The sequence below is a fragment of the Candidatus Doolittlea endobia genome (genome assembly GCF_900039485.1).
GTDB lineage: Bacteria > Pseudomonadota > Gammaproteobacteria > Enterobacterales > Enterobacteriaceae > Doolittlea > Doolittlea endobia.
In genome coordinates, this window is sequence record NZ_LN999833.1 from 436,985 (window position 1) to 450,145 (window position 13,161).

General features: G+C 46.3%; 5 protein-coding genes. 2 read left to right on the plus strand and 3 right to left on the minus strand.

Going from position 1 to position 13,161, the window contains the following annotated elements:
* Positions 1–597: 597 nt before the first annotated feature.
* A complete protein-coding gene (locus tag A4A68_RS03685) occupies positions 598–750 on the minus strand; it encodes a polyprenyl synthetase family protein (protein ID WP_320409011.1) in 153 nt (50 codons plus the stop codon).
* Between the two features lie 701 nt (positions 751–1,451).
* Between A4A68_RS03685 and ygfZ the strand changes: the two genes are divergently transcribed.
* Both ygfZ and glyQ read left to right on the plus strand, forming a co-directional pair.
* Positions 1,452–2,438 carry a tRNA-modifying protein YgfZ gene (gene ygfZ / locus A4A68_RS01585; RefSeq protein ID WP_067565813.1) on the plus strand — a complete coding sequence of 329 codons (987 nt, stop codon included), beginning with the start codon at positions 1,452–1,454 and terminating at the stop codon, positions 2,436–2,438.
* A 693-nt stretch (positions 2,439–3,131) separates the two neighbouring features.
* Positions 3,132–4,058 carry a glycine--tRNA ligase subunit alpha gene (gene glyQ, locus A4A68_RS01590; RefSeq protein WP_067565815.1) on the plus strand — a complete coding sequence of 309 codons (927 nt, stop codon included), beginning with the start codon at positions 3,132–3,134 and terminating at the stop codon, positions 4,056–4,058.
* 605 nt (positions 4,059–4,663) lie between these two features.
* On the opposite strand, the gene rpoC is transcribed toward glyQ, so the two are convergent.
* Positions 4,664–8,923, minus strand: a complete 4,260-nt coding sequence (rpoC, locus tag A4A68_RS01595; protein ID WP_067565818.1) for a DNA-directed RNA polymerase subunit beta' — start codon at positions 8,921–8,923, stop codon at positions 4,664–4,666.
* Positions 8,924–9,009: 86 nt separating this feature from the next.
* Positions 9,010–13,038, minus strand: coding sequence for a DNA-directed RNA polymerase subunit beta (gene rpoB, locus A4A68_RS01600; protein WP_067565821.1), 4,029 nt, complete (start codon positions 13,036–13,038; stop codon positions 9,010–9,012).
* Positions 13,039–13,161 lie beyond the last annotated feature (123 nt).

Below are 13,161 nucleotides of genomic sequence, written 5' to 3' on the forward strand. Positions count from 1 at the left end.
ACTCTATGAATCGCTCTGCGTCTCTACATGGGATAAGCTTTCCAGCGCATTACGATAAAATGATAAAGACAAGCAGTGAAAACAGACAAACAGGCGATAACTTTATTCACTTCTCCTTCTGTACAGCGACAAGTGTAGCGTAAAGAACCGCGTTGGTTCATCGTTTCTAAGGCTGTTTTTAGCAAGCAACGCCCATTATTCCCGTTCAATGATCTAACGGACCAGCGCTATCTATTCCGACATGCCGTTACACATGACGTGTAAACAAAGGAAGCGTTGACTTGTCTTCGTTAAGATTATCACCGATATCTTCCCTATCATTTTATTGTCTGTGCTATAATTCAGAAAATTGTTAATTAATTGAAAGCAGCTCCTAGATAGCGATCATAGTCGGCATAGTGGCGCTTCTTGGCGAACATCGGCTCCAGATAAAATAGTAGAAGATTGTGACGCCTATTCAAATAGGCGCACGGTTTTGCTGTAAATGATCCACATGTAGCTGTTAATTGTAATACCCGGATCGTTGTAGTTCATTAATCGTAAAACTTCGCCTTCAGAGAAAATATTAACTGCATTGGACATTAATTTTATCATCATCTAAAAAGTACAGGTGTAAATGAAACTACCGACCAACAACACACTAGCAGTGTTGCTGACATCTGCGTTAGACGTTGTTTTTCCACGGCGCGTATCAGATTTGTCTACTACATCGTCATACAGCAGAGTTATGATTACGAAGTCATATTTTATCCGCTGATTGCACTATTTTAATTTTACATATCATAGGTACGCACATTCAAGTAATATTGCTCTATCCGCTAAGTCTTTTTTCTTACGACGTGACTGAAGAAGAATGTGTCGAACTTGATTGATAGTATTAATAATTCTTGTTGTATCTATTCATTCTTGTGCTAAAACATAAAATGACCAGCTAGGGCTTGCTCCACAGCAGCACAACTTCAACATTAGACCTTATTAGACTCTGCTATCAACAATAGCAACCTGCTAGACGTTCTTTAAAATGTAGCAGAATAGTATTGAAGCTAGGATCCCTGCATCCAGCCCCATCCGAACAAAAATCCATCTGATCACTATTTATTGTTCGGATGGGGCTGGATACTCTCTGTAATGTAGTAAGACGTTAGACGTCGCTTACAAACGTTTATAGACGCCTATAAAGCAGTAGCTCTTTGGTATCATTATCGCCGGCATATTTTATTCTACAAGCAGTACAATCATAATAATTCTCCGTTTGACTGGGTCAATGTCGCTTAGCAGTTTGAAAAAAGCACCACAGGTAATTCAGAGAGTTAAAATCATGTTCAGATAATATAGACCTTAATATTCATCTAATCACCGATATACACACAACTTAACACATCTAAGTTACATTCTGTTCTATTTATTACATAATGGCAGATTGTTTTCAGAATCCTGATAAGGATTATCACATGTTATCTCAGATTCCTTTCTCTTCACGCTTACCCTCTCCTTCCAGCCGTCTGCCGCTGACGCTCATTTCTCTGGAAGATTGGGCATTGGTAACGCTAAACGGTGCGGACACCGCACAATATTTGCAAAGGCAGTTGACCTGCGATGTCGTTTCATTGGAGGCTGATCACTTCAGTTTCGCTGCCCATTGCGATCCTAAAGGCAAAATGTTCAGCCATCTGTGTGTATTTCATCATCATGACGGGATGGCATTTATCGAACGACGCAGTGTGCGAGACAAACAAGTCGCTGAACTAAGAAAATATGCTGTATTTTCTAAAACGGCCATCGTTGCCGACGATAACGCGATTTTATTAGGCATAGCGGGCTTTCAAGCACAGGTGGCGCTGAACGGACTTTTTACCAGTGTGCCGAATGCGGCTCATCCGGTTGTGCATCATCAAAGCACGACGTTGTTATACTTTAATCTGCCGGCGCCGCGCTTTTTATTGATAACAACGCCAGCTATACGCGGCGTTTTGCAGTTCAAGCTAAAAAATTATGCCCATCTTAACGACAGCCAGCAATGGCTGGCGCTAGATATCGAGACAGGCTATCCGGTGATTGATAGTGCTAACAGTATGCGATTTATCCCTCAGGCGGCCAATCTACAGATGTTGGATGGTATCAGCTTTAACAAAGGATGTTACATAGGCCAGGAAATGGTGGCGCGTGCAAAATATCACGGTGCAAACAAACACGCCTTATATTGGCTGGCAGGCAAAGCCAGCAAATCTCCTTCCGCCGGCGAAGATTTAGAACTCAAAATGGGAAATAATTGGCGGCGAACCGGTACGGTGCTGGCGGCGTGTCAGGTAGAGGACGGCAGCGTCTGGGTGCAAGCGATTTTGAATAATGATTTGACGCCAAACAGCCTACTGCGCGTGCGAAACGACAGCGTCGGCGCGTTATCTATTCAGCCGTTACCGTACGTTATTAACACATAAGCAATACGTGCAAGTGTCAACGGGGTTGAGTTGTGGTTTGCCATCTGCCGTGGTTATCTCTTAAAATCGCACTCGGCAATACGAATGCAGTTCCAGACTTGCTCTTCGTCTATAAGAGATAGCGATAAGCTTGCTTCGGTTTAAATGACAAACAGGAAAATCACCAGAAAGTGGTAAATGCTTCCTCCCAATATGAGTACAAAATGTTAAATTACTCTGCATTGAGTCTTTTCATATCAGCCTTATTGTCATAAGATGTCGAAATAGTATTTTAAGGCTTACACGATGGATCGTGACTTAAATATAATGATAACATCTATGTTCATTTTTGGCTCTACTGATACTTTATGCGCTGTACTACATACAGGTTTGTCTGAGCAAAAGTAAGATGACGCATAAACAATTTACTGTTTGCTAATCTGCCGAACTTGACGTGTGTTTATCTGTGCTTAAACACATCCTGTCTGTTGTGATCTGAGTTATGATAGTACTTAAGGTATACGGCTACGCATTATACTCTTCTATAGAGTAATGTTGTAACTAGTCTATAAAGACTTGTTGGACTCAACATGTCATATAATGAACACAGCTCGTAAAACTATTCGTCTTGCAAGATCAAAACCATGTATGAGAAAATTGGCTTAATTCTCATGAGGAGATTAAGTGCGGCGATAATTATCGTAATGAAATCTTATGCAAAAGTTTAATCCCAAGACTTTTCAGGGCCTAATTCTTGTGCTTCAAGATTACTGGGCGCGCCAGGGTTGCACTATCATCCAGCCGCTTGATATAGAAGTCGGCGCTGGAACGTCTCATCCCATGACCTGTCTGCGCGCGCTTGGCCCGGAGCCTATCGCTTCTGCTTACGTACAACCATCACGCCGTCCCATGGATGGTCGCTATGGTGAAAACCCAAACCGGTTGCAACATTACTATCAGTTCCAGGTTATCATCAAACCCTCTTTGGATAATATCCAGGAATTATATCTCGATTCGCTGAGAGAAATTGGTTTAGATCTCACTATTGAAGATATTCGTTTCGTGGAAGATAACTGGGAAAATCCGACGTTAGGCGCCTGGGGACTGGGTTGGGAAGTCTGGCTGAACGGAATGGAAGTGACGCAATTTACCTATTTGCAACAGGTGGGCAGCTTGGAATGCCGGCCGGTCACAGTGGAAATTACCTATGGGCTTGAGCGTTTGTCAATGTATCTTCAGGGTGTCGACAGCGTTTATGATTTTGTATGGAGCGATGGGCCGCTAGGTCGTATCACCTATGGTGATGTTTTCCATCAAAACGAAGTCGAGCAATCCATTTATAACTTTGAATATGCCAATGTGGATTTTCTGTTTACCTGTTTTGAACAGTATGAAAAAGAAGCGCAAAATCTACTTGCTCTGAAAAAATCGTTACCGCTGCCAGCTTATGAGCGTACGCTGAAGGCGGCGCATAGCTTCAATTTGTTAGATGCTAGAAAAGCTATTTCGGTTACTGAGCGCCAGCGCTATGTCCTACGGATCCGTAGGTTGACTAAGGCCGTAGCGGAAGCGTACTACGCTTCACGCGAAGCGTTGGGCTTTCCGATGTGCAAAAACATGAGAACTAAGAAGTCGCTATGACACGTGGTTGAGGAATTTGTCACAAGAATGTAGCGTGAGATAACAGCTAATACAAGATTTGGTCATGTGCTTATCGTTGGCCGCGTGCCAACCGATCTTGAAATAATATCCGCCGAGAGCACACAATAACGCTTATGCTAAGCAATAGCGTCATTATTTGGAGATGTGCTCAGCATTTTCGCCGATTGCATCGTACGCGATCATCCTGGAGCAAGCTATTCAGTATTTACTAAATTATCTTCGCTATCTGTTTATGCTTATATGAAGTGCAATACGTTATTGACGCTGCTATGCACCTTGCCAGGCAAGGTGCGTCTTTGAACTTAGTAGTACGTCCGATTAGCATGGGTTGAATAAAGAGATTTTAGCAAATAACAACGGCAAATTAAATAAGTTAATACAGGCATTCTGGTGTCAGGTTCCCCAGGTTTATGTGATGTCGTTTCGTTATAAGCAAACAGCTTCTATCTGAAGTCGCTTTAGTCGCTTTGTTTGCCTCTTTATATGTCAAATCTCTTCTCAATAACCGCCCGTTTCTGTCGAAGGACGCGAATAAACGAAACCCTCTCGATGGTTAACCGGCTAACAGCACATTTTTATACATACTAGGTTATAGGCGATGTGGAAAGATCTGGAACGCAAAGTTGTCCCTTGTTACCGCCCAGCCTTGCATTTAGCAATTCAGACAAGTTTGCAGAAGCTTCATCGGCAGTAATCTGCGGCATGGCCGGAACTTCACTTTGCTGACGATGGCATGTGCGTTTCTGATGATAAGCATAACCGGTACCTGCTGGGATCAATCGTCCGACAATGACGTTTTCTTTCAGGCCGCGTAGTTCATCGCGTTTTCCGGCTACAGCGGCTTCAGTTAGGACACGCGTGGTTTCTTGGAACGACGCTGCAGAAACAAACGACTCCGTAGCTAACGAGGCTTTGGTGATACCCAGAAGCTCGCGCATATAGGTCATCTTTACCTTACCATCGCTTTTCAACTGACGGTTAGCAATTTTGATGCGTGAATATTCCGCTTGTTCACCTTCCAGAAACTCCGAGCTGCCGCTGCTTATGATCGTTGCTTTACGTAACATCTGACGAACGATAACTTCAATATGTTTATCGTTGATCTTCACTCCCTGCAGACGGTAAACATCTTGGACTTCGTTGACGATATAACGGGTTACCGCATGGACGCCACGCAGACGAAGGATGTCATGTGGTGATTCCGGACCGTCAGAAATTATATCACCGCGCTCCACGCGTTCACCTTCAAATACGTTGAGCTGACGCCATTTCGGAATCATCTCTTCGTATGTGTCACTTCCATCCACCGGCGAAATAACGAGGCGACGTTTACCTTTAGTATCTTTACCGAAGGAAACGATACCGCTGATCTCAGCTAAAATCGCTGGTTCTTTCGGACGACGGGCTTCAAAGAGATCAGCAACGCGAGGAAGACCACCGGTTATATCCTTAGTCCCGGTGGTCTCCTGCGGTAAGCGCGCCAATATATCACCACCGGTGATTTTTGCCCCATCTTCCAGATGCACGATCGTTTTCCCCGGAAGAAAGTACTGTGCCGGTACGTCAGTACCTGCCAACAGCATATCGTTACCGTTAACGTCGACAATGCGCAGTGCAGGACGCAAATCTTTTCCTCCGCTGGTACGCTCCGCGGTATCCAATACAACGATAGAGGATAAACCGGTTAGTTCGTCGGTCTGACGAGTAATGCTCTGGCCGTCAACCATATCGACGAAGCGGACAAAACCGTCAACTTCGGTAATAACCGGCATGGTATGCGGATCCCAGTTGGCAACAGTTTCTCCGCCCATAATCTCCGCATTATCACCTTTGGCCATCACGGCGCCATAAGGCACTTTATACGTTTCCTTAGTACGGCCGAATTCGTCAATCAGCTTTAACTCCGTATTACGCGAAGTAATTACTAGATTACCGCTGCTGTTCACTACGAATTGCGCGTTAATAAGACGGATAACCCCTTTGTTTTTCACCTGAATGCTAGATTCTGCCGCAGCACGGGACGCAGCCCCGCCGATATGGAATGTACGCATAGTTAACTGCGTGCCGGGTTCGCCGATAGATTGTGCGGCAATAACGCCGATGGCTTCGCCTTTATTCACTAGATTTCCACGCGCTAGATCGCGGCCGTAGCAGTTGGCGCACACGCCGAAATCGGTGTCGCAAGTCACGACTGAACGCACTTTAACGCTGTCGACAGAATTTTCTTCCAATACATCACACCACTGTTCATCAAGAAGAGTATTACGTTGAACTAAAATATCTTCTGTGCCTGGTTTCAGGACATCTTCTGCCGCGACACGGCCTAAAACACGCTCGCGTAGTGGCTCTTTAACGTCACCGCCTTCAATAACTGGTGTCATTACGATACCAGTAAAAGTGCCGCAATCGTCCTCAGTCACTACTAGATCTTGCGCTACATCAACTAAACGGCGAGTTAGATAACCAGAATTCGCGGTTTTCAGCGCAGTGTCCGCCAGACCTTTACGTGCACCGTGAGTGGAAATAAAGTATTGTAGTACATTCAGACCTTCACGAAAGTTCGCGGTAATCGGTGTCTCAATGATTGAGCCATCGGGCTTGGCCATCAGGCCACGCATACCAGCCAGCTGACGAATCTGTGCTGCTGAACCACGTGCGCCAGAATCGGCCATCATAAAGATGCTGTTGAAAGAAACCTGACGCTCTTTCTCTCCGTCACGGTTAATCACATCTTCAGTAGACAGGTTGTCCATCATTGCCTTAGCGACACGTTCATTAGCCGCGGCCCAAATATCGATCACTTTATTATAACGTTCACCTGCAGTAACCAGACCCGACTGAAACTGCTCCTGGATCTCGGCAACTTCAGCTTCGGCCTCATTGATAATTTCGGCTTTCTTTTCCGGGATTACCATATCGTCAATGCCGACTGATGAGCCGGAACGGGCGGCATAGGCGAAACCGGTGTACATAATCTGATCGGCGAAGATGACGGTTGATTTCAAGCCCAACACACGATAGCAGGTATTAAGCATTCTAGAGATAGCTTTTTTGCCTAACGCCTGGTTTACCAGCGAGAACGATAGCCCTTTCGGTACGATCATCCACAGGATAGCGCGGCCAACGGTGGTGTCTACTAGATTAGTATTTTCTATCCATTCACCATTATCAAGTTTTTGGTGCTCGGTGATACGCACTGTAACTCGGGCATGTAGTTCAGCCACGCCGGTGCGATAAATACGTTCTGCTTCTTTCGGCCCGGTCAGCACCATGCCTTCACCCTTACCGTTAACACAGTGGCGAGTCATATAATACAAACCCAGCACAACGTCTTGAGACGGTACAATAATCGGCTCGCCGTTGGCAGGCGACAGGATGTTATTGGTTGACATCATTAAAGCACGTGCTTCCAGCTGGGCTTCTAGCGTCAGCGGCACATGGACCGCCATTTGGTCGCCGTCGAAGTCGGCGTTATATGCTGCACACACTAGCGGATGCAGCTGAATAGCTTTACCTTCAATCAGTACCGGCTCAAATGCCTGGATCCCCAGGCGGTGCAGAGTCGGCGCACGGTTCAACATGACCGGATGTTCGCGGATGACCTCATCAAGGATATCCCACACTGCTGCTTCTTCGCGTTCGACCATTTTCTTGGCCGCCTTTATGGTGGTTGCTAAACCACGCATCTCCAGTTTGCCGTAAATAAAAGGCTTAAACAACTCTAGCGCCATTTTTTTCGGCAAACCACACTGATGTAGGCGCAAATATGGACCAACAGTGATAACTGAACGGCCAGAGTAGTCGACGCGCTTACCAAGCAAGTTTTGGCGGAAGCGACCTTGCTTACCTTTGATCATATCGGTCAGGGATTTCAACGGACGTTTGTTAGAACCGGTAATGGCACGGCCCCGTCGGCCGTTATCCAGCAGCGCATCGACCGCTTCTTGCAGCATACGTTTTTCGTTACGCACAATGATATCCGGCGCGGCTAAATCCAATAAACGCTTCAATCGGTTGTTACGGTTGATTACCCGTCGATACAGATCGTTGAGATCCGACGTCGCAAAACGACCTCCGTCCAACGGTACCAACGGGCGTAGATCCGGTGGTAGCACCGGCAGCACTGACAGGATCATCCATTCTGGCTTGTTGCCAGATAGCACGAAGGCTGACAGCAATTTAATGCGTTTAGTCAGTTTCTTACGCTTAGTTTCAGAGTTAGTTTCTTCCAGTTCTTCGCGTAGCTGTTTGCATTCTTGTTTCAAATCCATGTTTTTTAACAGATCCTGGATCGCTTCAGCACCCATTTTGGCCTCGAATTCGTCACCGAACTCTTCCAGCGCGTCTAGATATTGCTCTTCGGTCAGAATCTGACGGCGTTCAAAATTAGTCATGCCGCTTTCAATTACGACATAGGATTCAAAATACAGTACGCGTTCAATGTCGCGCAACGGCATATCCAAGAGCAAACCAATACGGGACGGTAGCGATTTCAAAAACCAGATATGCGCAGTTGGCGAAGCTAACTCGATATGACCCATACGCTCACGGCGCACTTTAGTCTGTGTCACTTCAACACCGCATTTCTCACAGATAACGCCGCGGTGTTTCAAACGTTTGTACTTACCGCACAGGCATTCGTAATCTTTGACCGGGCCAAAAATACGGGCACAGAATAAACCATCACGCTCCGGTTTAAAAGTTCGATAGTTAATAGTTTCCGGTTTTTTTACTTCACCGAACGACCAGGAACGAATCATATCTGGCGAGGACAGAGTAATTTTGATCGCATCAAACTCTTCGGTTCTAGTTTGCGTTTTCAGAAACTTAAGTAAATCTTTCACGGATTGGCTCCTGTCGGAGTTAGAGCTGTTAGGCCTTTGAAAGGCTCAGGCGCTTATTGCCAGTGCGAATTGCCATGGACGGGAAATTAGTCTTCTTCCAGATCGATATTGATGCCTAGAGAACGGATTTCCTTTAACAAGACGTTGAAAGATTCTGGCATACCTGGTTCCATCATGTGATTATCATCCACGATGTTTTTATACATCTTGGTGCGACCATTAACATCATCCGATTTAACGGTAAGCATTTCCTGTAAGGTGTAGGACGCGCCGTAAGCTTCCAACGCCCACACTTCCATTTCCCCGAAGCGCTGGCCGCCGAATTGCGCTTTTCCGCCTAGCGGTTGCTGGGTAACCAGGCTGTAAGAGCCAGTAGAACGCGCATGCATCTTGTCATCAACGAGATGGTTTAGTTTTAGCATATACATATATCCCACCGTAACCTGGCGCTCGAATTGTTCGCCAGTGCGGCCATCAAACAAGGTAATCTGACCGGAAGTCGGCAGGCCACCAAGCTGCAGCAGCTCCTTAATTTCTTTTTCTTTGGCGCCGTCAAATACCGGCGTGGCGAGCGGTAGACCTTTCTTTAGATTTTCCGCTAAACGTAGCACTTCCTCATCGGAAAAAGTATTAAGATTTAATTTCTGGCGAATATCGTCACCTAAGTTGTACGCCTTCTGAATAAACGCGCGTAATTTTGGCACCTTTTCGTGCTGCTTTAGCATGGCGTTAATTTTATCGCCGATACCTTTTGCCGCCATGCCTAAATGGGTTTCTAAAATCTGTCCGATGTTCATACGAGACGGTACACCAAGTGGGTTCAAAACGATATCCACCGGCACACCATGTTCATCGTAAGGCATATCTTCGATCGGGTTGATCTTGGAAATAACACCTTTGTTACCGTGACGACCTGCCATTTTGTCGCCTGGTTGAATCTGACGTTTCACAGCTAGATACACCTTAACAATTTTCAACACACCTGGCGCCAGGTCATCTCCTTGAGTAATTTTATGGCGCTTTGCTTCTAGTTTCTTTTCGAATTCGCGTTTAAGTTCATTATACTGCTCAGCAAGCTGCTCAAGCTGGTTTTGTTTCTCTTCATCGACCAGGCCTAGTGCCAACCAGCTCTCTCGAGTCAGCTTATCCAGCTGCTCTTTTGCTAGGCCGCCGGAAATCAGTACATCGTGAATACGGGCAAACAAACCGGTTTCAAGAATCTGTAGTTCTTCGGTGAGGTCTTTTTTGGCCTGCTTAAGCTGCATGTCCTCGATTGCCAACGCCCGCTTGTCTTTCTCCACGCCATCGCGGGTAAATACCTGCACATCAATAACGGTACCGGAAACACCATTTGGTACACGCAGAGATGAATCTTTCACGTCGGAAGCTTTTTCACCGAAGATAGCGCGCAGCAGTTTTTCTTCTGGCGTCAGTTGTGTTTCCCCTTTCGGCGTCACTTTGCCTACTAAAATATCGCCGCCGGTCATTTCTGCGCCAACATAGACGATACCGGACTCATCCAGTTTGGAGAGCGCGGCTTCACCTACATTCGGGATGTCAGCGGTAATTTCTTCAGGGCCTAGTTTTGTGTCGCGAGACACGCACGCTAGTTCCTGAATATGCACAGTGGTAAAACGATCCTCCTGCACTACGCGTTCGGAAACTAGCATTGAATCTTCAAAGTTGTAGCCGTTCCACGGCATAAATGCGATACGCACATTCTGCCCCAGCGCAAGTTCACCCAGATCGGTAGACGGACCGTCAGCTAGCACGTCACCACGCTCGACTGGCTCACACAGCGAAACGCAAGGCGTCTGGTTGATGCAAGTGTTTTGGTTAGAACGGATATATTTAGTCAAGTTGTAAATATCGATGCCCGCTTCGCCAGGATACATCTCATCTGCGTTAACGTTAATCACAATACGCGAGGCATCCACGTACTGCACCGTTCCGCCGCGTTTCGCTACGACGGTAACGCCGGAATCAACGGCGACCGCACGTTCCATACCTGTTCCAACCAGCGGCTTGTCGGTACGCAATGTTGGTACCGCCTGACGTTGCATGTTCGCGCCCATCAAGGCGCGGTTAGCGTCGTCGTGCTCCAGGAATGGAATCAGCGAAGCACCGACAGAAACTACCTGCTGAGCGGAAACGTCCATATAATCAATCTGATTTCGGCTGAATAGACTCGATTCGCCTTTACTACGGCATGTCACCAAATCGTCAATGAAACGGCCATTGTCTCCGAGGTTAGTGTTGGCTTGCGCGATAACAAAGTTACCTTCTTCAATCGCCGACAGATAGTGAATTTCGTCAGTAACTACGCCGTCTTGCACGCGACGGTAAGGTGTTTCTAGGAAACCGTACTCGTTGGTTTGTGCATATACGGACAGCGAGTTGATCAGACCAATGTTCGGCCCTTCCGGAGTCTCAATGGGACAAACACGTCCGTAATGAGTCGGATGCACGTCACGCGCTTCAAATCCCGCGCGTTCTCGGGTTAAGCCACCTGGTCCTAACGCGGAGATACGACGCTTATGGGTAATCTCGGACAGCGGGTTGTTCTGATCCATGAACTGAGATAGTTGGCTCGAACCAAAAAATTCTTTCACTGCTGCTGAAATTGGTTTAGAATTGATCATATCCTGCGGCATCAAAGTATCTAGAGCACCTAAAGACAGACGTTCTTTTACCGCACGTTCCACACGAACTAGACCGACGCGGAACTGGTTCTCCGCCATTTCACCCACCGAACGAATACGGCGATTGCCCAGGTGGTCAATATCGTCGATTTCACCTTTCCCATTACGGATATTGATGAGTTTTTTTATCACTTCAATGATGTCGTTTTTGTTGAGGATACCGGAACCTTCAATGTCTTCACGCATCAGCGAACGGTTGAACTTCATTCGGCCAACTGCGGAAAGATCGTAACGTTCTTCCGAAAAGAACAGATTTTCAAACAAATTTTCGGCCGCTTCGCGAGTCGGTGGCTCACCGGGACGCATCATACGGTAAATTTCCACCAACGCGCTAAGACGATCGTTAGTTGGATCAATACGCAGCGTCTCAGAAATATAGGCACCGTGATCCAAATCGTTTGTGAACAATGTTTCAATATGTTTGTAGCCAGCCTGTTTCAGCTTGTCCACTAGATCTAATGTCAGCGCCATGTTAGCTGGAACGATAAGCTTGCCAGTCTTCTCATCAAAGTAATCTTTTACCACTACTTTGCCAACAATATATTCGACAGGCACTGTGATCTGTGTAACGCCGCTTTTTTCCAATTGTCGAATATGACGCGCGGTGATGCGACGGCCTTTTTCGACATAGACGATGCCGTTAGCTTCAATATCAAATGAAGCGGTTTCACCACGCAAGCGCTCAGGCTGCAGATCCATCTGCAGCTTGTTATCGCAAATTTCATAAATCACTTTCTCGAAGAATGTATCCAAGATCTGACTGGTGCTGTAATTTAACGCACGCAAAATGATGCTCGCCGGTAATTTTCGGCGGCGGTCGATACGGACGAATAAGTGGTCTTTTGGATCAAACTCGAAATCTAGCCAGGAGCCGCGGTATGGAATAATACGCGCATTGTATAACACTTTACCTGAAGAGTGCGTTTTACCCTTGTCGCTGTCAAAAAATACGCCAGGACTGCGGTGTAACTGGGAAACAACAACACGTTCTGTGCCATTGATGACAAAAGTGCCGTTATCAGTCATAAGCGGGATTTCTCCCATATAGACTTCCTGTTCCTTGATGTCTTTTACTGTACCTTCTGGCGCTTCGCGTTCGTAAATAATAAGGCGCAATTTGACGCGCAACGGTGCGGAAAACGTCACACCGCGGATCTGGCATTCTTTGACATCAAAGACAGGTTCGCCAAGGCGGTAACTAACATATTGTAGTTCAGAGTTGCCGCTGTAGCTCTGTATTGGGAATACGGAACGGAAAGCCGCTTCCAGACCGTACTGACCTTCAGGATCTTGCTCAATAAACTTCTGAAACGAGTCAAGTTGGATGGATAGGAGATAGGGAACATCCAAAACCTGCGGACGTTTTCCAAAGTCCTTACGAACACGTTTTTTTTCGGTATAGGAGTAAACCATAGGGTTCCTCAGCTAGCTGACAAGTTGACTTACTCTATCCGCCCTACTAGGACAGTGCATGCAACGCTATTTATCACGATCGGAGAATCTAATTCTCTTCGTAATACTTGATGCTTGTTGCTA

What these genes read in the sequence shown, in the direction of transcription:
- ygfZ (WP_067565813.1), top strand. Translation starts at nt 1,452, where the DNA reads ATGTTATCTCAGATTCCTTTCTCTTCACGCTTACCCTCTCCTTCCAGC.
- glyQ (WP_067565815.1), top strand. Translation starts at nt 3,132, where the DNA reads ATGCAAAAGTTTAATCCCAAGACTTTTCAGGGCCTAATTCTTGTGCTT.
- rpoB (WP_067565821.1), bottom strand. Translation starts at nt 13,038, where the DNA reads ATGGTTTACTCCTATACCGAAAAAAAACGTGTTCGTAAGGACTTTGGA.